Annotated in this window: 26 protein-coding genes; 13 read left to right on the top strand and 13 right to left on the bottom strand. The window is 71.0% G+C overall.

Annotated elements, in window-relative coordinates:
• Positions 1-83: 83 nt before the first annotated feature.
• Together ACTOQ2_RS00295 and ACTOQ2_RS00290 are read left to right on the top strand one after the other, a co-directional pair.
• Positions 84-515, top strand: coding sequence for an ATP-binding protein (locus tag ACTOQ2_RS00295; RefSeq protein ID WP_440097624.1), 432 nt, complete (start codon positions 84-86; stop codon positions 513-515).
• Positions 516-912: 397 nt separating this feature from the next.
• Complete coding sequence (locus ACTOQ2_RS00290; RefSeq protein WP_440097623.1) at positions 913-3,309, top strand: helicase-associated domain-containing protein; 2,397 nt, start codon at positions 913-915, stop codon at positions 3,307-3,309.
• 5 nt (positions 3,310-3,314) lie between these two features.
• Here the strand turns inward: ACTOQ2_RS00290 and ACTOQ2_RS00285 are convergent, their stop codons facing one another.
• Positions 3,315-4,337, bottom strand: a complete 1,023-nt coding sequence (locus ACTOQ2_RS00285) for an ABC transporter substrate-binding protein (protein ID WP_440097622.1) — start codon at positions 4,335-4,337, stop codon at positions 3,315-3,317.
• A gap of 86 nt (positions 4,338-4,423) precedes the next feature.
• Here ACTOQ2_RS00285 and ACTOQ2_RS00280 point away from each other — a divergent pair, with 86 nt between their 5' ends.
• Genes ACTOQ2_RS00280 through ACTOQ2_RS00270 form a run of 3 tightly spaced genes read left to right on the top strand, consistent with a single transcriptional unit; the run spans position 4,424 to position 7,361 of the window.
• Positions 4,424-5,509 carry a FecCD family ABC transporter permease gene (locus ACTOQ2_RS00280; RefSeq protein WP_440097621.1) on the top strand — a complete coding sequence of 362 codons (1,086 nt, stop codon included), beginning with the start codon at positions 4,424-4,426 and terminating at the stop codon, positions 5,507-5,509.
• Positions 5,506-6,570: a FecCD family ABC transporter permease gene (locus ACTOQ2_RS00275; RefSeq protein WP_440097620.1), complete on the top strand. Its 1,065-nt coding sequence runs from the start codon at positions 5,506-5,508 to the stop codon at positions 6,568-6,570. The genes ACTOQ2_RS00280 and ACTOQ2_RS00275 overlap by 4 nt, the downstream gene beginning before the upstream one ends.
• A complete protein-coding gene (locus tag ACTOQ2_RS00270; RefSeq protein WP_440065398.1) occupies positions 6,567-7,361 on the top strand; it encodes an ABC transporter ATP-binding protein in 795 nt (264 codons plus the stop codon). The genes ACTOQ2_RS00275 and ACTOQ2_RS00270 overlap by 4 nt, the downstream gene beginning before the upstream one ends.
• A gap of 13 nt (positions 7,362-7,374) precedes the next feature.
• Here ACTOQ2_RS00270 and ACTOQ2_RS00265 read toward each other — a convergent pair whose 3' ends face one another.
• Positions 7,375-9,063 carry a DUF885 domain-containing protein gene (locus tag ACTOQ2_RS00265; protein ID WP_440097619.1) on the bottom strand — a complete coding sequence of 563 codons (1,689 nt, stop codon included), beginning with the start codon at positions 9,061-9,063 and terminating at the stop codon, positions 7,375-7,377.
• 173 nt (positions 9,064-9,236) lie between these two features.
• Between ACTOQ2_RS00265 and ACTOQ2_RS00260 the strand changes: the two genes are divergently transcribed.
• On the top strand, positions 9,237-9,557 hold the full coding sequence (locus tag ACTOQ2_RS00260) for a GroES family chaperonin (RefSeq protein WP_344748144.1): 321 nt from the start codon (positions 9,237-9,239) through the stop codon (positions 9,555-9,557).
• A 37-nt stretch (positions 9,558-9,594) separates the two neighbouring features.
• Here ACTOQ2_RS00260 and ACTOQ2_RS00255 read toward each other — a convergent pair whose 3' ends face one another.
• Entirely contained in the window at positions 9,595-10,599 is a 1,005-nt protein-coding gene (locus ACTOQ2_RS00255; protein WP_440097618.1) for a hypothetical protein, read from the bottom strand.
• A 349-nt stretch (positions 10,600-10,948) separates the two neighbouring features.
• Here ACTOQ2_RS00255 and ACTOQ2_RS00250 point away from each other — a divergent pair, with 349 nt between their 5' ends.
• The gene (locus ACTOQ2_RS00250; protein ID WP_440097617.1) at positions 10,949-12,760 is read left to right on the top strand and encodes a phosphatidylglycerol lysyltransferase domain-containing protein; all 1,812 of its coding nucleotides are present in this window, start codon (positions 10,949-10,951) and stop codon (positions 12,758-12,760) included.
• Here ACTOQ2_RS00250 and ACTOQ2_RS00245 read toward each other — a convergent pair.
• The 4 genes from ACTOQ2_RS00245 to ACTOQ2_RS00230 form a co-directional block, all read right to left on the bottom strand.
• Positions 12,714-12,986, bottom strand: a complete 273-nt coding sequence (locus tag ACTOQ2_RS00245; protein WP_440097616.1) for a hypothetical protein — start codon at positions 12,984-12,986, stop codon at positions 12,714-12,716. The genes ACTOQ2_RS00250 and ACTOQ2_RS00245 overlap by 47 nt on opposite strands.
• A gap of 155 nt (positions 12,987-13,141) precedes the next feature.
• On the bottom strand, positions 13,142-13,969 hold the full coding sequence (locus ACTOQ2_RS00240) for an ABC transporter permease (RefSeq protein ID WP_440097615.1): 828 nt from the start codon (positions 13,967-13,969) through the stop codon (positions 13,142-13,144).
• Positions 13,966-14,091, bottom strand: coding sequence for a hypothetical protein (locus ACTOQ2_RS00235; RefSeq protein WP_440097614.1), 126 nt, complete (start codon positions 14,089-14,091; stop codon positions 13,966-13,968). Before ACTOQ2_RS00235 ends, ACTOQ2_RS00240 begins: the two co-directional genes overlap by 4 nt.
• Positions 14,088-15,125 (bottom strand): ATP-binding cassette domain-containing protein, encoded by a 1,038-nt coding sequence (locus tag ACTOQ2_RS00230; RefSeq protein ID WP_440097613.1) that lies wholly within the window; start codon positions 15,123-15,125, stop codon positions 14,088-14,090. Before ACTOQ2_RS00230 ends, ACTOQ2_RS00235 begins: the two co-directional genes overlap by 4 nt.
• Positions 15,126-15,274: 149 nt before the next feature.
• Between ACTOQ2_RS00230 and ACTOQ2_RS00225 the strand changes: the two genes are divergently transcribed.
• A complete protein-coding gene (locus ACTOQ2_RS00225) occupies positions 15,275-16,045 on the top strand; it encodes a TetR/AcrR family transcriptional regulator (protein ID WP_440097612.1) in 771 nt (256 codons plus the stop codon).
• 156 nt (positions 16,046-16,201) lie between these two features.
• On the opposite strand, the gene ACTOQ2_RS00220 is transcribed toward ACTOQ2_RS00225, so the two are convergent.
• The 4 genes from ACTOQ2_RS00220 to soxR all read right to left on the bottom strand — a co-directional run bounded on the left by ACTOQ2_RS00220 (position 16,202) and on the right by soxR (position 21,356).
• A complete protein-coding gene (locus tag ACTOQ2_RS00220) occupies positions 16,202-16,576 on the bottom strand; it encodes a hypothetical protein (RefSeq protein ID WP_440065412.1) in 375 nt (124 codons plus the stop codon).
• Positions 16,577-16,831: 255 nt separating this feature from the next.
• Positions 16,832-17,395 carry a TIGR02611 family protein gene (locus ACTOQ2_RS00215; RefSeq protein ID WP_440097610.1) on the bottom strand — a complete coding sequence of 188 codons (564 nt, stop codon included), beginning with the start codon at positions 17,393-17,395 and terminating at the stop codon, positions 16,832-16,834.
• A gap of 216 nt (positions 17,396-17,611) precedes the next feature.
• Entirely contained in the window at positions 17,612-20,593 is a 2,982-nt protein-coding gene (locus ACTOQ2_RS00210) for a cellulose binding domain-containing protein (RefSeq protein ID WP_440097609.1), read from the bottom strand.
• Positions 20,594-20,882: 289 nt separating this feature from the next.
• A complete protein-coding gene (gene soxR / locus ACTOQ2_RS00205) occupies positions 20,883-21,356 on the bottom strand; it encodes a redox-sensitive transcriptional activator SoxR (RefSeq protein WP_440065417.1) in 474 nt (157 codons plus the stop codon).
• 83 nt (positions 21,357-21,439) lie between these two features.
• Between soxR and ACTOQ2_RS00200 the strand changes: the two genes are divergently transcribed.
• From ACTOQ2_RS00200 to ACTOQ2_RS00180, 5 genes are read left to right on the top strand one after another with little or no spacing between them, the layout of a single operon-like run.
• On the top strand, positions 21,440-21,838 hold the full coding sequence (locus ACTOQ2_RS00200) for a PPOX class F420-dependent oxidoreductase (RefSeq protein ID WP_362676909.1): 399 nt from the start codon (positions 21,440-21,442) through the stop codon (positions 21,836-21,838).
• Positions 21,839-21,896: 58 nt separating this feature from the next.
• Positions 21,897-22,718, top strand: coding sequence for a patatin-like phospholipase family protein (locus ACTOQ2_RS00195; RefSeq protein WP_440097608.1), 822 nt, complete (start codon positions 21,897-21,899; stop codon positions 22,716-22,718).
• 7 nt (positions 22,719-22,725) lie between these two features.
• The gene (locus ACTOQ2_RS00190; RefSeq protein WP_440097607.1) at positions 22,726-23,310 is read left to right on the top strand and encodes an AAA family ATPase; all 585 of its coding nucleotides are present in this window, start codon (positions 22,726-22,728) and stop codon (positions 23,308-23,310) included.
• An 11-nt stretch (positions 23,311-23,321) separates the two neighbouring features.
• On the top strand, positions 23,322-23,510 hold the full coding sequence (locus ACTOQ2_RS00185) for a hypothetical protein (RefSeq protein ID WP_440097606.1): 189 nt from the start codon (positions 23,322-23,324) through the stop codon (positions 23,508-23,510).
• Between the two features lie 27 nt (positions 23,511-23,537).
• Positions 23,538-23,762 (top strand): hypothetical protein, encoded by a 225-nt coding sequence (locus ACTOQ2_RS00180; protein WP_440097605.1) that lies wholly within the window; start codon positions 23,538-23,540, stop codon positions 23,760-23,762.
• A gap of 11 nt (positions 23,763-23,773) precedes the next feature.
• Here the strand turns inward: ACTOQ2_RS00180 and ACTOQ2_RS00175 are convergent, their stop codons facing one another.
• Positions 23,774-24,775 carry an SPFH domain-containing protein gene (locus ACTOQ2_RS00175; RefSeq protein ID WP_440097604.1) on the bottom strand — a complete coding sequence of 334 codons (1,002 nt, stop codon included), beginning with the start codon at positions 24,773-24,775 and terminating at the stop codon, positions 23,774-23,776.
• Complete coding sequence (locus ACTOQ2_RS00170; RefSeq protein ID WP_440097603.1) at positions 24,765-25,109, bottom strand: hypothetical protein; 345 nt, start codon at positions 25,107-25,109, stop codon at positions 24,765-24,767. The genes ACTOQ2_RS00175 and ACTOQ2_RS00170 overlap by 11 nt, the downstream gene beginning before the upstream one ends.
• Positions 25,110-25,198: the final 89 nt, after the last annotated feature.

Genomic DNA, 25,198 nt, shown 5'->3' with positions numbered 1-25,198 from the left:
CATGGACGGCGCTCGACTGGTGGCCCCCCGCCGGCTGGTGGCCCGATTCCGCGCGCGATCTCCTTTCCGGATCCCCGGCAGCCATGGCCGGCGCCACCTTCGTGCTCCCGCCCCACGCCGAGTCCGTCCACTCCGCCCGCAGCTTCGCGACGGGCACCCTCACCGGATGGAACCTCGGCGAACTGAGCGAGAACATGGAGCTGGTGGTCTCGGAGCTCGCCACCAACGCCTTCAGACACGGCCTGAGACTGGCCGAGTCGCGGGCCAGGGAGCCGATCCGGCTCTCCCTGCTCCGGCGCGGCGAGCTGGTCGCCTGCACGCTCAACGACCCGGGAGCCGGCTTCCCCGCGCTCCGCGACCCCTCTCCCCTCGACATCGGCGGTCTCGGGCTGCACATCGTCGAGTCGCTGAGCCTCCGCTGGGGCTGGGCACCGCTGGCCCCGTACGGCAAGATCGTGTGGGCCGTCCTCAGAACGGGCCTCCCCCAGGAGCCCGACCCCCTCGACCGCCCGTAGTCCCCGCCCGTAGCTCCCTCACCGCCCGCGATCCCTCCCCGGGCGAGCCGCCGGAACGGCCCCCTTCCCCCGGCCGGCCCGCGGAACGCCCTCCGGCCCGCCCGTACCCCCGGGTCCCCGGGTCTTCCCAGAGCCCGGCGACCTCCCCCGCCTTTCCAGGACCTCCACCGAACCCCTTCCGGACGGCGCCGCCCCTTCCCCTTCCAGAGGCGCCGATCGGTCCCGGGGCCGCCACCCCTCCCGCCTCGCGGCCCCGGGACCGATCAGAACCGGACGTAGAGCTCTATAACGCATCGCATTCTGCGCGGTAGATGCCGTCAGAGATGCCCTCTGCATTACCGTGGATGTTTATGGCTCACGGAGAGTCCCCGCGCGAGATTCCTGAGAGAGCTGCGAGATGGACGATCACCTGCTCGGCTGGTTGAAAACCCTCGACGAAGAACGGCTCGCCCGAGTTCTGGCCAACCGGCTGGACGCCATCGCCCCACCGTGGCCGCGCCGCCTGGACACCCTGGCGCAGCGGCTGGGCAACGGGTTCGCGGTGATGGAGGTCATGCGCGGGTTGCCGCTGCCCTCGCTGGAGGTGGCGCAGGCGTCACTCGCCCTCGGCGAGCAGGCCGGGCCGGAGACGGTCGCCCGGTTCATGGGCGTGCCCGAGGCCGAGGTGTCGCCCTGGCTCGACCTGCTGTTCGACCACGCGCTGGCGTGGCCGGACGGCGAGGGCCGCATCCGGGTGGCGGAGGGGGTCGCCCGGTGGTGGGCGGCGCCCTGCGGGCTCGGCGAGCCGCTCCCCCACTATCTGAACTCCTGGACGGTCAGCGCCGACGCGCTGCGCGGGCTGGCCAGGACGCTCGGCCTGCCGCACGGCCCCAAGCGGCGCACGGTCACCAGGGTCACCGAGATCCTCTCCGACCCGGCGCGGGTGACCGCGCTGCTGGAGAGGGCCCCGGAGGGCGCGAGGCGGCTGCTGGACGAGTTCGCCTGGGACGGCCCGGTCCGCGACGTGGACGGCGGCAGGTTCGTGGTGCCCGGCGCCCCCGAGAAGTGGGCGGCCGACCACGGGCTGCTCTTCCGTCCCAGCTGGAACGTGGCCGAGATGCCCCGCGAGGTGGCGCTCGCGCTGCGCGGCCCCGACTACCACCCGCCCTTCACCCCCGTCCCGCCCGACCTCGCCACCATCCCCGTCGACCCCGAGGCCGTCGACCACCTGATGACGCTGGCCGCCCCGCACGTGGTGGAGCGCTGCGCCGCCATGCTGGAGAACACCGCGAAGTTCCCGCTGCCGCTGCTCAAGGCGGGCGGGGTCGGGGTGCGCGAGGTCCGGCGGGTGGCCAAGGACACCGGCTGCGACGAGGACGAGACCCGGCTGCTGCTCGAGGTCTGCGCGGTGGCCCGGCTGCTGGCCTGGGACGAGTCCGCAGGCGGGCTGGTGCCCACCGAGAAGTTCGACCGCTGGCGACTGGACGACGCCGCCGCCAGGCTCAGGGTGCTGCTGTCGGCGTGGTGGCGGATGGAGCGCTCGTCGCTGCGGAAGGTCGACGGCAAGTACGGCACGGTGCTCGGCGACGACCCGGCCGGAGCCATGGTCGCCCGCGCCCGGCGGGCGCTGCTCGGCGTGCTGGCCCGGCTGCCCGCCAGCACGGCGTGCGTCGACCGGGCGGGGCTGGTCAGGTCCGCGCACTGGCACGCCCCGCTGCTGGACCAGTCGCTGCTGGCCGAGTGCGCCCCCGCCGTACTGGAGGAGGCCCGCATGCTCGGGCTGGTCGCCCTCGACACGATCACCGACCTCGGCCGGGCGATGGCCGGGCTGGACGCCTTCCCCGGCGACGAGATCGACGACTCGTCGCCCATCGTGGAGAACGACCCCGTGCTGGTCGAGTGCTCCACCAGGGCGCTGGCCAGCGTGCGGCGGAGCGCGCTCTTCGGTGCCGACCTCACCGCCGTGGTGACCGGCCCGCCCGCCGGGGAGCTCGCCGAGCTGCTCGACCGGGCCGCGGAACGCGAGTCGCGGGGCGCGGCCTCGGTGTGGCGGTTCACCCCGGCCAGCGTGCGCCGGGCCATGGACTCCGGCTACACCGCCGAGGGCCTGCTGTCCGACCTCGCGGAGGTGGGCACGGTGCCGCAGCCCCTCGACTACCTGATACACGACGTGGCCAGGCGGCACGGCGAGGTCACGGTGACCACCGTCGCCTGCATCGTGCAGGCCTCCGACCCGGCACTGCTCGCCGAGATCGCCGGGCACCGGCGGCTGGGCAGGCTGGGCCTGCGGCTGCTCGCCCCGACCGTGCTGGCCAGCTCGGTGCCCGCCGACAAGACCCTGGCGGCGCTGCGGGAGAACGGCTACGCGCCGGTGCCGATCGAGGACACCGGCGAGATCACCATCCGCAGGGCCCGCGTCGAGGAACCGCAGAACGGGCGGCTGATCCTGCTTCCCGGGGGCCGGGTGGCCGAGTTCGAGCAGCCTTCGTACCCGCTGGTGGAACCACCTCCCGACCCGCACGAGCACGCCCAGCGCCTGCTCGTCGCCGAGGGCGAGGCCTCCCAGTCCGCCGGCAGGACGTGGGCGGTCATCGGCCGGATGGCCTCCCGCCTGCCGACCGCCCAGCAGTCGCTGCTCGGCTTCGTCGTCGACCGCGGCGTACGGGCGGCGATCACGCTGACCGACGGTCTGACCGCCACCATCAGCCACGGCGAGCTGCGCAGCGGCGTGCTCGACGCGTGGTGCGAGGAGGCGGGCGACTACCTGGAGTTCCCGCTGGCCGACATCGTCGAGGTCCGCGGCACCTACGCCTGATCCGGCTAGAGCTTCTTGGCCTTGGCGAGGTCGGCGTGGAGCTGCTCCAGCACGTCGGCGTAGCCCTGGTAGCTGTAGCGCTCCTCGGCGTGCCACTGGTAGACCTGCCCCGCCTTGACCGCGGGCAGCGCGGCGAAGGTCGGCTTCTTCTTCATCTCCTCGGGCCGCATCGACTGGGTGCGGGCGTCCACCAGGATCACGTCCGCCTCGTAGGTGTCGGCGTTCTCCCAGCTCAGGGTCTGCCAGTAGCCGCTGTCGTCGACCTTCTCCGGCACCACCAGGTCCAGGCCGAGTTCCTTGAAGTAGCGCACGTCCGCGTGGTCGTCGGGGTTGGCCACCCACATCGCCTCCGGCCCGCCCGCCATGACCAGGACCTTCAGGCCCTTGGCCTCGGGGGTGGCGAGCGCGGCGGAGGCGGCGTCGAACCTGGCCTTGGCCGCGGTCACCTCGGGGGCGTCGAGGTCGGCGCCGAGAGCGGCCGCGACCTGCCCGTACCTCTCGATGAGCTTGGGCACCGACATCCCGATCAGGCTGACGCCGAGGGTGGGCGCGACCTGCTCGATGGTGGCGGCGGACTTCTGCGGCACGTACCAGAGGGCGTCCTTGGTGTACATGCCGCTGACCAGCAGGTCCGGCTGGAGCGAGATGTACTTCTCGACGTTGAACTCGTCCCACACGTTGCCGATGGACTCGACCTTGGTGATGTCGACGTCGCCGGCCTGGGGGTCCTTCGTGCCGTCCTTGAGCTTGTGCGGCCCGAAGACGGCGACGGGGCGGACTCCGAAGTCCCAGAGGGCCGCGGCGGCGCCGACCTGGGCGACGACCCGGGCCGGGCGCTCGGGCGTGTCGATCTTCTTTCCACGGTCGTCGGTGAAAGTCCACGGACCCGCCGTGGGGGAGGCGGCGGCCGGGGAGCCGCCCGGCGCCGCGGCCGTCTCCGCACCGCTGCCGCACGCGGCCGCCAGGACGAACACGAGACCGAGGCCCGCGGCCATGAATCCCCGCCGCGGCAGGACAGGTAGGGACATTTGCGACTCCAAAGGCTAGGCTTACCTAAATGACTCATGCGTTAGATTAGCCTTACCTAATCATTACCGACGAAGAGGGGTACCCGGTGAGCAGGGCCGCTGTGGCCACGGCCGCGTCCGACACGGTCGCGAAACCGGACGTGACGCGTCCGGAGCGAGCGGGAGGGACGAGACGCCGCTCGGTGGCGCTGGCGACCGGGTTGGTGGCCGGGCTGGCGGCGCTGGTGCTGCTGGCGATGGTCAGCGTCGCGGTGGGCTCCCGCTCGGTCCCGCTGTCCACGGTGCTGGACGCGCTGCTCGCGCCCGACGGGTCCGCGGACCACACGGTCATCAGGGACCTGCGCGTACCGAGGACCCTGATCGGCATCGGCGTGGGCGCGGCGCTCGGACTGGCCGGTGCGCTGATGCAGAGCCTCACCCGCAACCCGCTCGCCGACCCCGGGCTGCTGGGCGTCAACCAGGGCGCCATGTTCGGCGTGACGGTCGCGATCGGGCTGCTCGGAGTGGGCGACCCCTCCCTCTACGTCTGGTTCGCGTTCGCCGGTGCGGCCGGCGCCGCCGCGCTGGCCTACGCGCTCGGCTCCGCCGGGCGGTCGGGCGGCGGGCCGGTGCGGCTCACGCTCGCCGGTGTCGCGCTGGGCATGGTCTTCAACGCCGCGGCCTCGGCGATCCTGCGGACCGACAACGCGATCTTCGACCGGATGCGGTTCTGGCTCACCGGCTCGCTCGCCGGGATCAGCGCCGACGTCGCGGTACGGCTCGCCCCGTTCCTCGCGGCCGGGCTGGTGCTCGGGCTGCTCCTCGCCAAGCCGCTCAACGCCCTCGCGCTCGGCGACGAGGCAGGGCGCGCGCTCGGCGTGAGCGTGGCCCGCACGCGCGGGCTGACCGCGATCGCCGTCACCCTGCTGTGCGGGGCCGCCACCGCCGCCGCCGGGCCCCTGTGGTTCATGGGGCTGGCCGTGCCGCACGCGGTGCGTGCCTTCACGGGGCCCGACCAGCGCTGGGTCCTGCCCTACACCGTCGTGCTCGCCCCCGTGGTGCTGCTCGGCTCGGACATCCTCGGCCGGGTGATCGCCGCTCCCGCCGAGGTGCAGGTGGGCATCATGTGCGCCGTCGTCGGCGCCCCGGTGTTCATCCTGCTCGCCCGCCGCCGGAGGCTCGCCGCCCTATGAGAACCATCCCGTCACCGGCGACCGCCCCGAAGGCCCTTCCCAAGGCCGTTCCCACCGCGCTGCGCCTGGGTTCCTGGTCGCTGCGGCTCTCGCCGCGCGGCCTCGCCGCCGGGACCGCCGTCACCGCCCTGGGAGTGCTCGTCAGCCTGGTCGCGCTGTCCGTCGGCGAGTTCACCGTTCCCATCCCCGACATCGTGGCCGCGCTGTTCGGCGAGGGGCCTCCGGCCGCCGAGCTCATCGTGGGGCGCCTGCGAGCGCCGCGTGTCGTGACCGGCCTGCTGGTCGGCGCCGCGTTCGGGCTGAGCGGGGCCATCTTCCAGAGTCTGACCCGCAACCCGCTCGGCAGCCCCGACTTCATCGGCTTCACCGCCGGAGCCTCCACCGGGGGCATCGCCGCCGTCGTGCTGGGCGGCACCGCCTGGCAGATCGCGGGAGCCTCGCTCGCCGGGTGCGTCGCCTCCGCGCTGGTGGTGTACGCCCTGGCCTTCCGGCGCGGGGTGCAGGGCTACCGGCTGATCCTGGTCGGCATCGGGATCAACGCGCTGCTGGTCTCCGCCGACTGGTACATGCTGACCCGCGCCAACATCAACGACGCCGCCACCGCCGGGGCGTGGATCACCGGCAGCCTCAGCGGGCGCGGCTGGGAGCACGCGATCCCGGTCGCGTACGCGCTGGTCCTGCTCCTGCCCCTCTGCGCCTGGCTGTCGCGCCCGCTGCGGATGATGGAGATGGGCGACGACGCGGCCAAGGCCGCGGGCATCCGCGTCGAGCCGGTGCGCGCGATGGCCATCGTCGTCGGCGTGCTGCTGTGCGGAGTCGCCACCGCCGCCGCCGGACCCGTGATCTTCGTGGCGATGGCCGCGCCCCAGCTGGCCCGCCGGATCGCCCGCTCCCCCGGCGTCACCCTGGTCACCTCGGCGCTGACGGGCGCCACATTACTGGTGGGCGCCGACCTGGCCGCCCAGCGTGTCTTCGCGCCGGTGCAGTTGCCGGTGGGAATCATGACCGCCGCGATCGGCGGCATATACCTGGTGTTTCTACTGCGAAGGGAACGACGTTGAGACTCTACGGCACCGGACTGACGCTCTCCTACGACAAGCGCGTGGTGGCGAGCGACCTGGACGTCACGATCCCCGACGGATCGTTCACCGTGATCATCGGCCCCAACGCGTGCGGCAAGTCCACCATGCTGCGCGCCCTGGCCCGCATGCTCAAACCCCGCACGGGAGCCGTCCACCTGGACGACGCCGTGATCACTTCACTGCCGTCCAAGGAGGTGGCGCGCAGGCTGGGCCTGCTGCCGCAGAGCTCGATCGTGCCCGACGGCATCACGGTCGCCGACCTGGTGGGCCGGGGCCGCTACCCGCACCAGCGGCTGATGCGGCAGTGGTCCCGCGAGGACGAGGTCGCGGTGGCGGCGGCCATGAGGTCGACCGACGTGACCGATCTGGCGGACCGCTGCGTGGACGAGCTCTCCGGCGGCCAGCGCCAGCGTGTCTGGCTGGCCATGGCGCTGGCCCAGGAGACCCCGATCCTGCTGCTCGACGAGCCGACGACCTTCCTGGACATCGCCCACCAGATCGAGGTGCTCGACCTCTGCGCCGACCTGCACGAGCGGGGCAGGACCCTGGTCGCCGTGCTGCACGACCTGAACCAGGCCTGCCGCTACGCCACCCACCTGATCGTGATGCGCGACGGCCGGATCGTCGCCGAGGGCGATCCCGCCTCGATCATCACGGCCGCGCTGGTGGAGGAGGTCTTCGAGCTGCGCTGCGAGATCATCGAGGACCCGCAGAGCGGCACCCCGCTGATCGTCCCCGAGACCCGCCGCCGCACCCCCGTCCACACGTAGGCGCGACCGCGGGTCAGCCCTCCAGCGCGACCCGGCGGGCCAGTCCCAGGGGGAGCCCGCCGGAGCCGGCCAGCGTGTCGTGGAAGGCCCGCAGGTCGCCGCGGCCCGCGGCCAGGTAGTCGTCGCGGATGCGGTCGATCTCCAGAGCCCCGGTCAGGTAGGAGGGCGCCTGGGTGGGCCACGCGCAGTAGCGGTCGACCTCGCCCCTGGCCGTGCCGGGGGTGAGCGACGATTTCGTGGTCATGTACTCCTCGGCCTGCTCGATCGTCATGTCGCCGCAGTGCAGCGAGGTGTCGACGACGATGCGGGCCGCCCGGAAGAGCCGGAAGTCGAGGTGGGCGAGCTCCTGGGCCGGGGTGGTGAAGTAGCCCTGCTCGTGCATGAGCTTCTCGACGTACAGGCCCCAGCCCTCGGTGAGGTACGGGGTGCGGAACAGCTTGCGGGCGGGCCGGGGGTTGTCCGCCATCCACGACAGGTGCCAGTGGTGGCCGGGGTAGGCCTCGTGGACGGCGATGGAGGGCATCTGTGCCCTGGCGTTGGTACGCAGCCGCTGGCGGACCTGCTCCCCGGTGAACGAGGACGGGGTGAACGGGACGAAGAAGTGCCCGATCCTGGAGGTCGACAGGGGCGGGGGCGACATGTAGGAGGCGACGGCGACGATGGGCCGCTGGAACTCCGGCGACGGGACGACCCGGCACTCCTCTCCCCGCGCGAAGGTCACCAGGCCGCGCTCGCGGACGAACCTCCTGGCCCGCTCCGTCTCGGCCTCGTACTCGGCCCGCATGTCCTCCAGCGTCGGCGCGTGGTCGTCCTGGAGCTCGGTGACGGCCGCGTGCCAGTCGCCGGAGCCGCCGTCCAGCCTGGCGGCGACCTCGCGCATCCGCGCGTCCAGCTCGTCGTAGGCGGCCTGCCCCCGCTTGAGCAGCTCGCCGGCGCCGTAGCCGAGCATCTCCCTCTCGCGCAGCAGGGTGGAGTAGAGCTCCTCCCCCATCCGCCAGGTGCCGGTCGCCCGGAACCCCTCGAGGAATCCCACCAGCTCGTCGAAGGCCGCCGCCGCGGGCTCGGCCGCCGCGGCCAGCCGGGCACGCAGGGCCTCGTCGGCGACCTGGCCGGGGACCGTCTCGGTGAGGAAGCGCCGGGCGGTCCGCGACTGGCCCAGCCCTCGCGCGACCAGCAGCGGGGCCGCCAGGGCGGGATCGAGGTTGGCCCGGCAGGCGGCGACGACGTCCGGCACCTCGGCCAGCCGCGCGACGGCCGCGTCCACCAGCTCGGCCTCGGTGGACAGCCGCTGCAGGAACGGCCCGAACATCGAGGAGAAGATCGGCCCCACGTAGGCGGCCGGGTCACGCCGCCAGACGGGCCACGCCTCGTACGCGAGCTCGCCGCGCAGCGTGGACATGACCAGCTCCCGGTCGATCTCGTCCTCGAAGCTCTCGGCCTCCGCGGCGCCCCCGGCGCCCCCGGCGGTCCCGGTGCTCTCAGGACTTTCGGGACTTTCGGCGCCCCCGGGTCTCCCGGGCGCCCGAGCCTCCTGGAGCCGCTCCAGCCAGCGGCGTGCCTCCCGCTCCCTGGCGAGGATGCCGGACTCGGTGAAGTCGCCGAGAGTTCTGTCGTACCCCTGTGCGCCCGCGAGGTTGGCGTAGGCGGGATTCGCCGCCAGATACCAGTCGAGGAAGCCGCTTACGAGCTCGGGAGACGTCATAACGCCGGATCCTACTCGGCGGACGAATCTCCATCACCGGTGTCGTCGCCCGCCGATCTCCCGGTGCCCGGACCCGCCCGGACACCCCCGCGCGGACCCGCTCGGTGCCTCCGGACATACCCGAGTCCGCGGACGAGCGGGCTCGGCTCCGCGGTTCCCATAAACTTCATGCTGTGGGTGACCCGAAGTTCGAGATCCAGATGCTCCACGACCGTGTCATGGTCAAGATCGAGCAGGAGTCCGAGGAACGGCGCAGCACGGCGGGCATCGTCATCCCGGCGACGGTGAAGATGGCCAACCGCCTCGTCTGGGGTGAGGTCTGCGGCGCGGGCCAGAACGCCCGCGCGGTCAAGGTCGGCGACAAGGTCCTGTTCAACCCCGAGGATCAGTACGAGGTCGAGGTCCACGGCCAGCTCTACCTGGTCATGCGCGAGCGCGACCTGCACGCCATCGCCACCCCGCAGACCGACAACGGCACCGGCCTGTATCTGTGAGGCCGGTGAGATCCGCGAGGTCCGTGGACCGCGCGGATCATTTCCGGGTGTAGCCGAGATAGAGCTTGTTGGACCAGTCGGCGGTGGAGAAGGCGGCCAGGACCCGGGTGGTCTTGCCCTTGAGGGTGGACAGGACCACCTGGTAGTGGCCGGAGGACGGGATGACGGCGATGAAGTGCTTCTCGTCCCACCAGCCCCACAGGGCCTTCGGCTTGATGCCGGGCACCTTGGCCGCGAGCTTGCCCGAGGTGCGGTCCCAGACGCAGACGTGCTCGGTGTAGCTGGACGGGCACCAGGTCATCAGGCCCCGCCCCGAGGGGGTGAAGGCGTCCTCCCCGCCGGCGGGCCTGCCGGTCTTGGCCAGGGTGCGGCGGATCGCGCCGTCCTGCCCGTAGAAGCGGGTGCCACCGGCGTGTTCGGCCACGACGTCGACGCCGTCGGAGCTCCACCGGAACCTCGCGGCCTTGTCGACGTTGGCCACAGTCACCGTTTTCGCGGTCTTCGCGACCGCGTCGACGACCACGAACCCGGAGGTCACCCACGCGGATCCGCTCTTCCTCTCGACGGTCAGCACCGCCTTGCCGCCGTTGCGGTTCCAGTGAGCGTAGTGCGCGACGAGCGGCTTCCTCACCGTACGGATCCTGGTGCCCTTGGAGGTCGCCAGGTCGAGCAGGACGACCGAGTCGTAGCCGCTCTGGTAGGAGGTGGGCACCGCGAGGGCCTTCTTCCCCTTCGGCGCGACCGTGATCTCCTGGTAGGCGGCCTGCCGGGTGAACCCGGCCCCCCTACGCAGGTAGGTCATCTTGCCGAAGGAGTAAGAGGTCACCCTGAGCGCGTCCTTGGAATCCTCCCGGACGGTGACCCGGGTGCCGGGCAGCACGATGTCGACGGGCGCGGTCGCGAACACGGCGGCTGCCGGCTCAACGGCGTGCGCGGCGGCGGCCGGCTCGGCGGCGTGCGCGGCGGCCGGAACCGGCACGATCACCGAGACCAGGACGGCGAGGCAACCGAACAGCCGGTAGATCCCAGGAGTCACAGGCACGGCGGAATCCTAAGCCGGAAAGCCCTCAAGATCCTGATCTAGAACGAATCGGTTAGAACAGGTGTGAGAGAGACCGGCCGGGGTGAGGGGACACCGGAAGACGAGCGTTACGGGAGAACGGCGACACCGGGACGCGGAACCCGGAGTTCCCTTCGAGCCGGGGGCGACGCGGCGGGCAGACCGAAAACGAACGGCGATTTTACGGCGGCGGCCTCCATCCCGTCCCCCGCCGTTTTCGCGAAGGGTCCGCGGCGCGCAATGCAAAGTCACCGGCGCCAGGCGGGGTGGATTGAGCCTCGGTGAGCCGTGTGGTCATGTTACGGCCCCTATCACCGATTAATGTCCTCCCATGAGGGATCGGTCAGGGGCACCCCGTTCGCGGGTGTCCACCGCGGCCGGTTACGCGGCGATGGCGATCGGCATCCTGGACATCGTCAGGGCCGTGCTGCCCGCGTTCAGGAGGAGCCGGGTCGGCGAGATCACCGGGTTCCTGCCCGGGACGTTCACCTCACTCGCCCAGGCGGTCTCGCTCGTCCTGGGCATCCTGACCGTCATGCTCGCCCACGGCCTGCGGCGCAGGAAGAAACGGGCCTGGCGGGCGGTGATGGTGCTCCTGCCGCTGAGCGTCCTGGTGAATCTCCTGCACTCGCACCGCCCCCTCGCCGCCGGCCTCAGCACGCTGGTCGTCGTCCTGCTCGTGATCAACCGGCGCGAGTTCGACGCCCTCTCCGACCCCCGCACCCGCTGGCGGGCGCTGTGGAACCTCCTCGTCCTGAGCGCCCTGAACATCGTCATCGGCTGGGTCGTGGTCAGCGCCCACCCCCGGATGATCATCGGTGACCCCGGTGCCGGAGACCGGCTCCAGCACGTGCTGCTCGGCCTCGTCGGGGTGCGGGGCCCGGTCGGGTACTCCTCGGAGCGAACCGCCGACCTGGTCTACTACTCCCTCCTCGGTCTCGGCGCGCTCACCGCGGTGACGACCCTCTACCTCGTCCTGCGGCCGGAGCGGCCCGTCGCCGAACTGGACCCCGAGCAGGAGGAGAAGGTCCGCGAGCTGCTCGCCCGGCACGGCGCCCGTGACTCGCTCGGCTACTTCGCGCTGCGCCGCGACAAGAGCGTCGTGTTCTCCCCGACGGGCAAGGCGGTGATCGCCTACCGCGTGGTCTCGGGGGTCATGCTCGCCAGCGGCGACCCCATAGGGGACGTCGAGGCGTGGCCGGGCGCGATCAGGCGGTTCATGGCGGAGGCGGAGCGGCACGCCTGGGTGCCCGCCGTGATCGGCTGCAGCGAGACGGGCGGCGAGGTGTGGACCAGGGAGGGCCGCCTGTCCGCCCTGGAGATCGGCGACGAGGCCGTCATCGACGTCGCCGCCTTCACCCTCGAGGGGAGAACCATGCGCAACGTCCGGCAGATGGTGAACCGGGTGGAGCGCGCGGGCTACACCTGTCTCGTACGGCGGGTCGGGGACCTCACCGAGGCGGAGAAGGACCGGATCCGGCACGCCGCCGGCTCCTGGCGCGGCACGGACACCGAGCGGGGCTTCTCCATGGCGCTCGGCCGTTTCGGCGACCCCGCCGACGCCGGATGCGTCGTCGTCACGGCGCACGGTCACGCCGGGGTCGCCTCGGGGGCCGAGGCATCCGAGGGCGCGGTGGGCGGTGAGGGCGGCGGGACCGGGCCGGGCGGGGACATCCGCGCCGTCCTGCACTTCGTCCCCTGGGGAACGGACGGCATGTCCCTCGACCTGATGCGTCGCGACCACGCGGCCGACCCGGGCCTCAACGACCTGCTGATCGTCAAGGCCCTGCAGGCGGCCCCGGCCCTCGGCGTGCGCACGGTCTCGCTCAATTTCGCCATGTTCCGCGCCGCGCTCGCCAGGGGCGAGCGGCTGGGCGCCGGCCCGATCCTCCGCCTCTGGTACGGCGTCCTGGTCTTCCTGTCCAGGTGGTTCCAGATCGAGTCGTTGTACAGGTTCAACGCGAAGTTCCAGCCGCTGTGGAAACCCCGCTTCCTGGTCTATCCCGCGGCGCGGGACCTTCCGCGAATCGGCATGTCGGCACTTCAGGCGGAGGCCTTCATCTCCCTCCGCCTTCCCGGGACCGTCTCGCGCCGCATCAGGAGCCTCCTCCCGGGATGCTCCCGCACCTCACGCATTCCATGATCATGGTGACGCGGTGCCGCCGGTGCTCGTAGAACCGGTGACCGAGCGCCGTCACGACGAGCACCCCGCCGAGCAGCAGAAGCATGAACGGCCCGTACTTCTCGTGTCCTATCAGGCCCATGACGAGATGGGCTATACCAGCGGCGACGATGATCGCGCCGACGTTGAGCAGTTCCCTGTTGAGCGTCCACCCCGAGGCGGATCGTTCCCGTTCCGTCTCACTCATGCGTCCAGGCTCACCACCGTCGGTTACGGTCCGCCTCGGATCCCGTCACCGCGATGTAAAACACCGGGCGTCTTCCCGCGCCGGCGAACGTGTGAACCCTGTGATCCGGCGGAAAACACACTCCGGCCGAGACGGGCGACCGGCGGGGGCGCCCGTCAGCCACCGAGCCTGCGGAACGTACGCGCCGCCAGGGGCAGGAAGACGGCGATCAGCAGCAGCGGCCAGACCACGGCCATGAGCGTGGCGTTCTGCGTGACCCAGGACTCACCGCCCCAGCCGGGGTTGTCGAAGAGCTGCCTGGCGGCCGTGGCGGTGGCCGAGAGCGGGTTCCACTCCGCGATCGCGCCGAGCCAGCCGGGCATGGTGCTGGGATCGACGAACACGCTGGACAGGAAGCCGACGGGCCAGACCAGGATCTGCACGGACGTCACCGCCTCCGGTCCTCCCGCGACGAGGCCGATGAAGATGCCCACCCAGATCAGGGCGAAGCGCAGCAGCAGGAGCAGGCCCACGGCGGTCAGCGCCGCGGACGGTCCTCCCCCGGCGCGCCATCCGAGCAGCAGCCCGGTCACGATCATCACGGCCAGCCCGACGACCGAGTTGAGCATGTCGGCGATCCCCCGGCCCATGACGACCGCGGAGGCGCTCATCGGCATCGACCTGAACCGGTCGGTCACCCCCTTGGCCGCGTCGGTGGTGACCGCCATCATCGTGCTCTCCAGGCCGAAGAGCATCGTCATGGCGAACATGCCGGGGATCAGGAAGTCGAAGTAGTCCCCGCCGGGGACGCCGATGGCGCCGCCGAACAGTCCCCCGAACATCAGCACCATCATGATCGGGAAGAACCATCCGAGGATGACCGGGCCCGGCCGGCGGACCCAGTGGTTCAGGTCGCGCAGGGTGATGGTCCAGGAGTCGGCCAGCGCCCAGCCGAACCGGGACACCGGGGATCCGGCGGGCAGGGTCGAGGTCGTCGTGCTCACAGGGATGCCTCCGTACCGGGGATCGGGGTCGTCGTGCTCACGGGAATGCCTCCCGTACCGGGGATCGAGGTCGTCGTGCCCGCGCGGGCGCCCGCGCGGAAGCGGAAGAGGGCGACGCTCAAGCGGGCGCCTCCGTACGGGTGGCCGGGACGTCGGCCGGAACGTCGGCCGGGAGCCGCCGGGCCCCTTCTGCGCCGCCCGTCAGGTGCAGGAACACCTCGTCGAGCGTGGGGCGGCGCAGCGTGACGTCGAGCGGCTCGATCCCGGCGTCACCGAGCGCGGTGGCCATCGTGACGAGCGCCCGGGTGCGCTCGGCTACCGGGACGCTGACCCGGCGCGCCTCGGCGTCCACGTGGACCTCGCCGGACGCGACCCGTGCCGCGAGCGCCTCCGTCGCCGCCACGTCCGCCCGGTCGGCGAGGACGAGGTCGAGCCAGTCGCCGCCGATGGCGGCCTTCAGCTCCTCGGGGGTGCCCTCGGTGACGACCCGGCCCGCCCCCAGCATGGTGATCCGGTCGGCCAGCCGATCCGCCTCCTCCAGGTACTGGGTGGTGAGCAGCACGGTCGTGCCGGAGCCGACCAGGTCGCGGATGGCCGCCCACACCTCCTGGCGGGCGGCCGGGTCGAGGCCGGTCGTGGGCTCGTCCACGAAGAGCACCGGGGGCGCCACGATGAGGCTCGCCGCCAGGTCGAGCCGCCTGCGCATGCCGCCGGAGTACTTGCCGACCGGCCTGCCCCCGGTGCCGGCCAGCGAGAAGCGCTCCAGCAGTTCGTCGGCCCGCCTGCGCGCCCCGGCGGCGGAGAAGTGGTTCAGCCTGCCGAACATCACCAGGTTCTGCCGCCCGCTGAGGATCTCGTCGACCGCGGCGTACTGGCCGACCAGCCCGATCCGCTCGCGTACCTGCCGCGCCTGCGTACGTACGTCGAACCCCGCGACGCTCGCCCGGCCCGAGTCGGGACGCAGGAGCGTGGACAGGATCCGGATCGCCGTCGTCTTACCCGCGCCGTTGGGCCCGAGCAGGCCGCAGACCGTTCCGGCCGCCACCCGCAGGTCGAACCCGTTGAGACCCGTCCCCTCGACGGCACCGGCGTAGTTCTTGCGCACGTCGTGCGCGGCGATCATCACCGCGTCCTGCCCTGCCGCCTTCGCATCCATCCGTTTCACCCTTCACACCCGTCTTCCCGCCCGGCGCCCATAACGGACGATTCGCCCGACATCGGCGCGCTCGTAAAGCGTAGACCGTACCGTACATCGTACGGCTCAGCTACGGTGGTCCCAACGACGAAAATCTGGAGACTGTTCCCGTGAGTGCGAAGAAAGCTTCCGACGCCGACCCGGCACGCAGCCTGGCGCTCCTGTGGGGATCACACAGCAAGCCGGGGCGTTCCGGGCTGACGGTGCGCTCGATCGTCCTGGCGGCCATCGAACTGGCCAACGAGGAAGGACTCGACGCGGTCTCCATGCGGCACGTCGCCGAGCGGCTGGAGGTCGGGACCATGTCCCTCTACACCCACGTCCCCGGCAAGGGCGAGCTGGTGGACCTCATGATCGACACCGCGTACGGGGAGCTCTACGACGACGTGGACGCCCCGTCCCGGCAGCCCGGCGGGTGGCGGGGCGGGCTGGAGTTCATCGCGGCCCGCAACTGGGACCTCTACCGGCGCAACCCGTGGATGCTGCAGATCATCGACGTCCGCTCCACCCTGGGGCCGAACGCGTCACTCAAGTACGAGGCCGAGCTGCGCCCGCTGGAGGGCACCGGCCTGTCGGACGTCGAGATGGACTCCGTCCTGGCCCTGGTGCTCAGCCACGTGGAGAGCACCGCCAGGGCCAAGGCCAACCAGGCCCGCGTCCAGGAGGAGAGCGGGATCACCGACGTCGAGTGGTGGCTGTCCAACGCCCCGATCCTCGAAAAGATCATGGACTCCTCCCGGTTCCCCCTCGCCTCCCGCGTGGGCCGGGCGGCCGGAGAGGCCCACCAGTCCGTCGCCGACCCCGTCCACGCCCTCACCTTCGGCCTGGAGCGCATCCTGGACGGAATCGCCGGCCTGATCGCGGGCCGGAACCGCTCCTGACACCGAAGAACCGCCGGGGGGCGCGAGGACAGCGCGCGCCTGGCGACGGACGAAGCGGGCGTGGACACCGCTCCGCCGGAAACAGAAAAACCGGGGTGTGCGGGACGGGAACGCCCTCGGTAGCCGTTCCCGTCCCGCACACCCCGGCGGGCCGGTTTAGTAGTAACCGGTGCCCGTGATGGCGGCGGTCTGGTTGCCCATGTTCTTCACCCGGTAACGGATGCACGGGGCGGGCGGGGAGGTGCTGGCGGCGACGTAGGCGGCGTGGTCGTTGGCGGCGATCGGCACCGTCCCGATGTACCTGCCGCGGCAGTTAGCGATCTTGACCTTGACGGGCACGCTGTTGGTGTCGAGCTTGACCAGCACGTTTCCGTTGTACTGGGCCGCGGGAACGAGCTCGGGCGTGAGGAACACCTCCTCGCCGGGCTGGACCCTCGCGGCCAGGTTGACGTCGTCGGCGTGGGCGGGGGTGCCGGTCAGTGCGACGGCTCCGGCGGCCGCCAGGACCAACATCGAGGACAGGGCGCGCATAGAACGTCACTCTCCTTATTCGTCTCTGCCGATCCGTCCCTGCGGATCGGACGTGGAGACACTACGGAGAGTCACATCCGGGAAAGATAACGAGGTGGGCGGACCTGGGTAAAACTCCGGGGAGCGCCGGTTTCCCTCCCGGACACACGGCGACATCGGCGGCCGAAGTATCGCCATTGCCATTGCCGAAGGGCAATCACCCCGAAGATCACCCTGGATCAGGTACGCGGCGAAGCCGCCGGGACCGGAACCGGCCTATCGGGTGAGGAGCTTCTGGGCCTCGACGACCAGGTCGAGGTCGAGGCTGAGCTTGAGGCCGTAGTAGACGATGGCGGTGGCGGTCGCCGCGGCGGCGAGGACGACCAGGATCTTGACCGTCCAGCCTCGGCGGCCCAGCCAGGCCGTCCAGGCCGACAGGGTCCGCTTGCCGAACTCCAGCAGCCGGTGGGCCCAGTGGAACTCGGTGGCCAGCACCGCCAGTCCCGCGAAGACGACGAGCCAGCCGGGACCGGGGAAGGGCACCATGATCAGACCGCCGATGACCAGCACGGCGCCGATGGTACCGATGACGATCTTCAGGGTGAGGCGGCCCGCGCGGGTGGACCTGATCCCGTCGAGCCGGCCGTGGATGCCGGACCGTCCGGCCGCCACGCCTTTCAGCGCGTCGGCGTCGCCCGTCTCGATCCCGCCGTCACCTCGGCCGCCCGTCTCGCCTCGCACGCCGGTGGTGCCGTCCTCGCCTCGCACGCCGGCGGTGCCGGTCTCAGACAGCCGCCCGGCTGAGCCGTGAGGCTCGCGCACCCCATCTGAGATCGTCATGTTCTCCCCAGGACAGTCGGTTTCTTCCACAATAGGCTCTGCTGGGCGGACCGGCCCCGCCGACGCCCTCAGATCATCCTCAAGGGGGAGGGCAGGGGGTCCTCCGGGCGGAGAAACCACGAGATCATCGCGACGGCCCCGCCACGCCCGTTCGGGGCGCGGCGGGGCCGTGCGTGCCGTCGAGGCCGAGGTACCCGGCCGCTGTCAGGCCACTGTTCAGGTAGCGGTGCAGGTGACGGTGGACGGAACGCCGTTGGTGCCGGTCCAGGAGGCGTTGAAGCCGAACACCGTGGAGGCACTGGCGGCCAGGTTGCCGTTCCAGTTCACGTTCCGCACGGTGACGTCGGCACCGGTCTGGGTGTGGGCGCCGCTCCAGAGCTGGCTGATCGTCTGGCCGTTCGGGAACGACCACCTGACCGTCCAGCCGGTGATCGCCGAGGTTCCGGTGTTCCGCACCGTCACCTCACCCTGGAAGCCGGTCGGCCAGGAGTTGGCCACCCGATAGGTCGCGGTGCAGCCGCCGCCGACCGGCCCGGTGAGGGTCTTGAAGGTCACCGGGACCGAGGCGGTGGAGCTGTTGCCCGCCGCGTCACGGGCGATCACGTAGAAGGTGTACGAGGTGTCGGCGGTCAACCCGGTCAGCGCGAACGACGCCGAGGTGGGCGAACCGACCTTGACGTCCGTCGCCCCCGCCTCGCGGTAGACGTCGTAGCCGCTCACCCCGACCGCGTCCGTCGAGGCCGTCCAGGTCAGCGTCGCCCCCGACGAGGTGATCGCCGAGGCCACCGGGGTACCGGGCCTGGTCGGCGGAACGGTGTCGACCGGCGGGACGGTCCCGCCGTTGTCGGCGTACACGACGCCGCGGCCGTTGGTGCCGAGGTAGACGCGGCCGTAGACGCGCGGGTCACCGGTGAGCGCCTCGCCCGCGTTGCCGTACTGGTGCTTGTCGTCGTTGATCCTCACCCAGCTCGCGCCGGTGTCGTCGGAGCGGAAGACGCCGGTCACGCCGCCGATCGTGGCGACGGCGTACAGCGCCTGGTAGCCCCCGGCGGAGGCGGACTTGCCGAAGCCGATGTTGACGGCGCTCGTGACGCCGGACAGCTTGGTGAACGACGCGCCGCCGTTGGTGGAGCGCCACAGGCCCGAGGCGGCGCCGGTGTCACTGGGGGGCCCGGCCAGCCAGATGTCGCCCTCGCGGCCGGGTACGGCCTTGAACTTGACGTTGCCCTCGGCGGGCAGCCCGGTCGCGGCGGTGGCCGTGAAGGAGGCGCCGCCGTTGGTGCTGGCGTAGAACCTTCCGCCGCTGAAGCCGTAGAACTTGCTGGAGTTCACCCGGTCGGACTCGACGACGGCTCCCGTCGGCAGTCCGGTGGAGGCGGTCCAGGTGTTGCCGAAGCCGACCGAGTGGTGCACGCCCACGCCCTTGGGCGCCCAGACGAACCGGGAGCCGTCGGCCGCCGCGGCGATCGTGCCGCCCTCGTTGATCCCGCCGGGTTCCGTGCCCTGGAACCAGGTAGCGCCGCCGTCGGTGGAGAACGCGGCGTGACTGTCGTTCGGCCGGTCGGCGTCGGTGAAGTTGCCCGCGCGGACCATGACGGACGGGTTGGTCTCGGCGTAGTCGAGGCTGGTCGTCGAGGTGAAGATCGGCGAGGTGAACAGCATGGGCGGCACGGCGTCGAGGTCGGTGTGCCGGAAGCCGCCGAGGTCGCCCAGGGCGCTGACCAGCGGCGCGCCCGACGGCGGGCTGATCAGGTCGAGGACGGCGGTCTCCTCGAGCCCCTTGGCCATGGGCTTGATGGTGAGCTTGCCGCCGGTGTCCCACTTCTTGAGGTCCTCGGTGCCGTAGACGGTGGCGCCGGTGCCGTACATCATCCGGTTGCCGTCGAACGGGTCGATCTCCAGCGACTCCGTCATCCAGCCGAGCTTGGGCGTCGTCTCCGGTGGCTGCGGGTTGGTCCCGAAGGTCAGCCACGGCGAGGAGGAGATGTCCATCGTGTAGCGGAAGCTGCGCTCCGGGTAGGAGGCGAAGTCCCAGATGCGGGTCCAGGTCGCGCCGGAGTCGGTGGACCTGAAGAAGATCACGTCCGGCCACCAGGATATCTGGGTGGCGACCATGATCGTGCCGGGGTTCTGCCGGTCGATCGTGAGGCCGCTGTAGCCGAAGTAGTCGTCGGCCGAACTGGAGGGGACCGGGCTGATCTGGGTCCAGGCCCCGGTGACGGTGTCCAGCTTCCACACGTCGCCCTTGGCGCCGTCGTAGGGGCCCGCGGTGTCGCTGGTCGCGATGTAGAGGGTGTGGTTGACGTGGTCGAGCACGCCCTTGTGCGCGATGTAGCCGGTGGGCTGCCCGGCCACCCTGCTCCAGGTGGTCCCGCCGTCGGAGGAGCTGTAGACGGTGTTCGCCTTGTCGGCGACGCCGACGTAGATCTTCTGCGTGGTGTTGCCGGCGGTCGCCGAGCTGGGGTCGAAGGTCACCCAGACCACGCCCGGACGGTGGCTGGTATAGCCGTTGGGGTCGGAGGGGTTGTCGGCGTAGTTCCCCGGGTTGGGGAAGCTCGCGACCTTGGCCCAGGTCACACCCTTGTCGGTGCTGCGCCACAGGCCGTTGCCCTCGGGCGCGCCGAGGTAGACGATGCTGTTCCTGTTGGGGTCGACGGCCAGCCGCTCGCCCATCCCCCGGCCCGGCATGTTGCCGCCGAGCTTGAACGGCAGCGGCGTGGCCTGCCAGGTCGCGCCCTTGTCCGCGGAACGCAGGATGGCCCCGTTGTTGGGGTCCCAGCTGTTGGTGTACATCCCGGCGGCGACGTAGACCCGGCTGGTCTCCACCGGGTCGGTGGCCAGGCTGACCACGCCGTTGTATCCCCACTTGTCCCAGCCCACCCAGTCGAGCAGCGGGGTCCAGCTCTTGCTCGACTGCTCCCATCGATACGCGCCGCCGATGTCGGTGCGGGCGTAGATCAGGTTCTGTTCCTTCTGGTTGAAGATGATCCCCGGCACGAACCCGCCGCCGTCGATCCTGACGTTCTTCCACTCGTACGGTTCGGCGGCGGCCACCGAACCGGCCCCGGTCACCACGGTTCCCGCCCCGGTCACGGCACCGGACGCGGACGCCTGGGCGCTCCCGCCTCCGACGGCCGCGCCGACCGACGCGCACGCCACCGCCACGGCGGCGAGCATGCTGAACAGCCTTCTTCGCATGTACGGCTTCCCTTCGCAACGCAACAGACAAACCGCCATGCACGATCAGGTGACGGGACCCTGACCTTCGACCGCCCACGATGTGCGTGCATGAACGCCCAGAGGTTCACATGCCGAACCCCGGGTCGTCAATAGTTTGAATAGGCAACTAACAAACCTGTCGCGAATCACGGTGAACCCCCCGGACACCGACGCGGAAGGGCCCGGAGCGCCGGCCTCCCGCGTCCCGCGTCCCCGGCCTGCCGTGCCCGCATCCCGCGTCCCGCGTCCCGGCATCCCGCGTCCCGGCCTACCGCGCCTCGCAGGAAGCGCCGTTCTCCCGGGGAGGGAGCATCAGCCGCGAGCCGGGCCCCCGCGCGGCGGCCACGTCGCCGGGGTTGGCCAGCGCGCAGCGGTCCAGCGAGAGGCAGCCGCAGGCGATGCAGTCGGTCAGGCCGTGCCGGAGCCGTTCGAGCTGCTTGATGCGGTCGTCGAGCTCGTACTGCCACATCGTCGAGAGTCTCGCCCAGTCGTCCCTGGTGGGGGTGCGCTCGTCGGGAAGGGCGGACAGCGCCTCCTGGATCGTCTTGAGCGGGATCCCGACCCGCTGGGAGACCCTGATGAAGGCGATCCTGCGGAGCGTGTCGCGAGGGAAACGACGCTGGTTGCCCGCGGTGCGGCGGCTGCGGATCAGACCCTTGGCCTCGTAGAAGTGGAGGGCGGAGACCGCGACCCCGCTGCGCGAGGAGAGCTGGCCGACGGTCATCTCCGGATTGTTGGGCATGCGCCAGTCTAACTTGACCTCAATCAATATTGAGGTTGCAGAGTGGGGGGCATGACATTCGCGGAGGCGGAAAGAGGGGGAGCATGACATTCACGAAGGCGGAACTCGCCTATCTCGCGGAGCAGCGCCTGGGCCGCCTGGCCACGACGGGCCCCGGCGGCTCCCTGCAGAACAGCCCGACCGGGTTCCGCGTCGACATCGAGACCGGCGTCGTCGACATCTACGGCCGCGCGATGGGCACCACCAGGAAGTTCCACAACGTCCGGACGAACCCGCAGGTGGCCTTCGTGGTGGACGACGTCGCCTCCACCGACCCCTGGCGGGTCAGGGGCGTGGAGATCCGCGGCGAGGCAGAGGCCGTCGAGGACCACGATCCGCCCTCCCCGTACTTCAGCCGGGAGATCATCCGCATCCACCCCAGGCGGATCATCTCCTGGGGCGTCGACCCCGCTCAGGAGGGCATGAAGGGTCGCGACGTCTGAATCCCCGTACCCGGGTGCGCTTCCCCTGCGGGGCAGGCGAATCAGGTAAGAATGGCGCATGACGAGAGCACTGGTGCTGGGTGGCGGGGGCGTGGCGGGCATTGCCTGGGAGGCCGGAATCATCACCGGTCTGCGCCGGGCGGGCATAGAGCTGGGAGGGGCGGACCTGATCGTCGGCACCTCCGCCGGGTCGGTGGTCGGGACGCTCGTCGCCACCGAGGCCGATCTGGAGAGCTCGGTCGGCGTCCAGGCGAACACGGAGGTCGCGACCGTCTCCGCCATCGACATGGAGGCGGTCATGACCGCCTTCAGCCTGCTCTACGACCCGTCTCTGGACCCCCAGGAGGCCCGGCGCCGGGTCGGCGAGATGGCCCTCGCGGTGAAGGACACCGGCGCCAGGATCGAGACGATCGGTAACCGGCTGCCCGTCAAGGAGTGGCCGGAGCGCCGCCTGCTGATCACCGCCGTCGACGTGGGGACCGGCGAGTTCGTGGTCTGGGATCGTGACTCGGGAGCGCCGCTGGTGTCGGCGGTCGCCTCCAGCTGCGCGGTCCCGTGCGTGTTCCCGCCGGTGGAGATCGGCGGGCGCCGCTACATGGACGGCGGGGTCCGCTCGGCCACGAACGCCGATCTGGCGGCGGGCAGCTCCGCCGTGGTCCTCCTGGAACCGCTGGCGCACACCTCGCCGAAGGCGCGGCTCAAGGCCGAGCTCGCCGAACTGGGTGACGCCGCGATCGCCCACGTCGTCCCCGACGAGGCGTCGGTCACCGTGTTCGGCACCAACGTCCTCGACCCGGGCCTGTGGCGCCCCGCCTTCGAGGCCGGTCTCGCCCAGGCTCCCGCCGTCGAGGAGAGCGTGGCCAGAGTCTGGAAGGACTGAGATCGGCGTGAGCGGGGTGGCGCCACTGTGGGTGGTGAGCGGGCCGCCGGGGGGTGGGAAGTCGACCGTCGCGGCGGCGCTGCTGGCGCTGCTCGACCCGGTTCCCGCGCTGCTCGACAAGGACACCGTCTACGGCGGCTTCGTCGCCGCCACCCTTCGCGCCCACGGCCGCGACGACGGAGAACGCGAGGGCCCCTGGTACGACGAGCACGTCAAGCGTCACGAGTACGAGGGGCTGACCGAGGTCGCCCGGCAGATCCGTTCGCACGGCTGCCCGGTGATGCTGGAAGGCCCCTTCACCACCCAGGTGCACGACGCGGCGGCGTGGGAACGCTGGGCCGGACGGCTGGGCGGGCCGCCCATACGTCTCCTCTGGATCCGCTCGGACGGTCCGACGCTGCGTTCGCGGTTGGAGGCCAGAGGTCTCGCCAGGGACGCGGGCAAGCTCGACCGCTTCGAGGACTACCTGCGGGCCATCAGGGTCGACGAACCACCCGTCGTGCCCCACGACGAGATCGACAACCGGCCCGGCGCCCCCGCGCTCGCGTCACAGCTGGACAGGCTCGTCACCTCCTGGAACACCGGTCCCTAGTGCGACGTTCCTTGAAAACCTGGGTCTACGGCGGCCTTCGCATCGCTGATGGCCACGCGGTCACCATGTGCGCCTTCTCCCGAAACAGCGCCGGATGGCAGCGCTTCCTGACCTTGCTGGAGCAGGCCAACCCGGTCGGCACGATCGCGGTGATCACCGACAGTCTCTCCAGTCACAACAGCGTCTCCACCCGCGAATGACTCACCTAGCATCCACGGATCCAGCAGGTGTTCGTCCCCAAGGGTGCCTGTTGGCTCAACCTGCGGGAAGCCCGGTGGCGCATCTTCCACCGCCAGGCCCTGGCCGGGAAGGCCTTCGCCGATCCCGAAGAGATCGCCTACGCCACCGCCGTGGCCATCACCCAGCTCAACACCCGCTCCCGCCCTTGGATCTGGGGCCGCCCGGCTCCCGAGCCTCGTCGCCGCCGACGCCGTTTTGCCCACCTGCTTTGAGGAACGTCGCACTAGGAGTTCTCCTCAGTGTGGGCTCGCTCGGTGGCGGTCTCCCGCAGCACCCGCTGCACGAGTTCCCGGGCCTGGTCTAGTGACATGGTGTCCAGCAGGAACCTGGCGTCGCCGTCCCTGACATATCTTGGGACCTGCATCGTAACTAGGTCCTGCAGCAGCTTTGGTGCGGCGACGGCGTCGGCGCTGATCTGCTCGATCTTGTTCAGCAGGATGAGTTCTTCCAGCCGCCGCCCGCCATCTGGGCTGGTCGTGGTCTCCCTGAGCTGGATCTCCTCGTTCGTGACGATGGCCACTGCCCTGCCCTCGATCTCAGCAGCGGCGATCTGGCGCAGGGCTTCGGTGAGGGCCGGGTCGTCGGGGTTGGCTGCGCCCATGGTGAGTGCCTGCAACTGCACACCTCGCGCCGCCAGTGTCTCGGTGAGGGTCGCGGTTAGGTCGGCGCGGAGACGCTCGTAACCGACCAGGAGCTCCTCCAGTGTGCGGGGCTTGAGAAAACGGGCCCGTACGACCGGGTCGAGTACCCGCTCGACGAACCGCTGGACCGGCAGGTCCTCGCCGAAGGCGCTGACAAGCGCAGGGGCCGCCGACGCGGGGATTCGCAGGAGCACCCCCATCTCGACGCGGAGACGGAATCCTTGCACGATGACGAGAAGGGGTTCCAGGGCTATGTCGTAGTCGTCGGGGTTGTGGTCGTCGGCCCATCGCAGGAACAGGACGCGGGCGGGAATCAGGACTACATGCTTAAGGCTCGGCTGGTAGGTACTTCCCTCAGGCATCGGATCGGGGAGCACACCGTCAGGGGTAACCACTACGCCGATCATGCCGATGGGGACGGTAACGTCCGGCGGTTCGGGGTCCCAGCGGGCCAGTGCACCCAACAGGCGCCACCCGAAGGAGCGCCCGTGCACTGGCTGCGTCTGTGCGGAAGGTGCGTTGATGTCGTCTAGACGGGCCAGCGCGGCCAGCAGCCGCTGCCCGAAGGAGACTTCAGGCCGCATCGGTCGGCGCCTTCTGCTGGGTGATGGTCGGCGGTTTGGCCTCGGCGGGCAGGGCGGCGAGGCGGGCGAATTTCTCCACCACCAGCGGTGCGGCGACCCCTAGCCCGAGTGCGCCAAACGCCCCGGTTATTTGCCCACTGGCCGCTGCCGCCGCCGCGAGCACCGCGCCCACTCCCGCCCGGATCGCCACCGACGTCCAGTAGGCTGCCCGGCCCTGCGGGATCGGTTGTCGCCAGGACCATTTGCGTGCCCGTCTGATTCGCGCGTGCAATTCCAGGGCCTCCACGCACAGCCCTCCCGCCAGGCCCCACAAGGCCGCCCACAACACGAGCATGAGCTGACCGTAGACCCAAACCGGGTGTTCTTTAAGGGGTATCGGCCCGGTGCTGCTGTACCGGCGGCTGCCAGATGTGCGCCTATGCG

Source organism: Streptosporangium sp. H16 (assembly GCF_051918855.1).
In the GTDB taxonomy this organism is placed as follows: domain Bacteria; phylum Actinomycetota; class Actinomycetes; order Streptosporangiales; family Streptosporangiaceae; genus Streptosporangium.
The sequence above is the reverse complement of the archived record's forward strand: the minus strand, read 5'-3'. Positions and strand labels throughout refer to the sequence as shown.

Bases quoted from the DNA above. Each gene is read 5' to 3' on its own strand.
- ACTOQ2_RS00295 (WP_440097624.1), top strand. From the start codon at position 84: ATGGCCGGCGCCACCTTCGTGCTCCCGCCCCACGCCGAGTCCGTCCAC.
- ACTOQ2_RS00290 (WP_440097623.1), top strand. From the start codon at position 913: ATGGACGATCACCTGCTCGGCTGGTTGAAAACCCTCGACGAAGAACGG.
- ACTOQ2_RS00285 (WP_440097622.1), bottom strand. From the start codon at position 4,337: ATGTCCCTACCTGTCCTGCCGCGGCGGGGATTCATGGCCGCGGGCCTC.
- ACTOQ2_RS00275 (WP_440097620.1), top strand. From the start codon at position 5,506: ATGAGAACCATCCCGTCACCGGCGACCGCCCCGAAGGCCCTTCCCAAG.
- ACTOQ2_RS00265 (WP_440097619.1), bottom strand. From the start codon at position 9,063: ATGACGTCTCCCGAGCTCGTAAGCGGCTTCCTCGACTGGTATCTGGCG.
- ACTOQ2_RS00250 (WP_440097617.1), top strand. From the start codon at position 10,949: ATGAGGGATCGGTCAGGGGCACCCCGTTCGCGGGTGTCCACCGCGGCC.
- ACTOQ2_RS00245 (WP_440097616.1), bottom strand. From the start codon at position 12,986: ATGAGTGAGACGGAACGGGAACGATCCGCCTCGGGGTGGACGCTCAAC.
- ACTOQ2_RS00230 (WP_440097613.1), bottom strand. From the start codon at position 15,125: ATGGATGCGAAGGCGGCAGGGCAGGACGCGGTGATGATCGCCGCGCAC.
- ACTOQ2_RS00220 (WP_440065412.1), bottom strand. From the start codon at position 16,576: ATGCGCGCCCTGTCCTCGATGTTGGTCCTGGCGGCCGCCGGAGCCGTC.
- ACTOQ2_RS00215 (WP_440097610.1), bottom strand. From the start codon at position 17,395: ATGACGATCTCAGATGGGGTGCGCGAGCCTCACGGCTCAGCCGGGCGG.
- ACTOQ2_RS00210 (WP_440097609.1), bottom strand. From the start codon at position 20,593: ATGCGAAGAAGGCTGTTCAGCATGCTCGCCGCCGTGGCGGTGGCGTGC.
- soxR (WP_440065417.1), bottom strand. From the start codon at position 21,356: ATGCCCAACAATCCGGAGATGACCGTCGGCCAGCTCTCCTCGCGCAGC.
- ACTOQ2_RS00200 (WP_362676909.1), top strand. From the start codon at position 21,440: ATGACATTCACGAAGGCGGAACTCGCCTATCTCGCGGAGCAGCGCCTG.
- ACTOQ2_RS00195 (WP_440097608.1), top strand. From the start codon at position 21,897: ATGACGAGAGCACTGGTGCTGGGTGGCGGGGGCGTGGCGGGCATTGCC.
- ACTOQ2_RS00175 (WP_440097604.1), bottom strand. From the start codon at position 24,775: ATGCGGCCTGAAGTCTCCTTCGGGCAGCGGCTGCTGGCCGCGCTGGCC.
- ACTOQ2_RS00170 (WP_440097603.1), bottom strand. From the start codon at position 25,109: ATGCTCGTGTTGTGGGCGGCCTTGTGGGGCCTGGCGGGAGGGCTGTGC.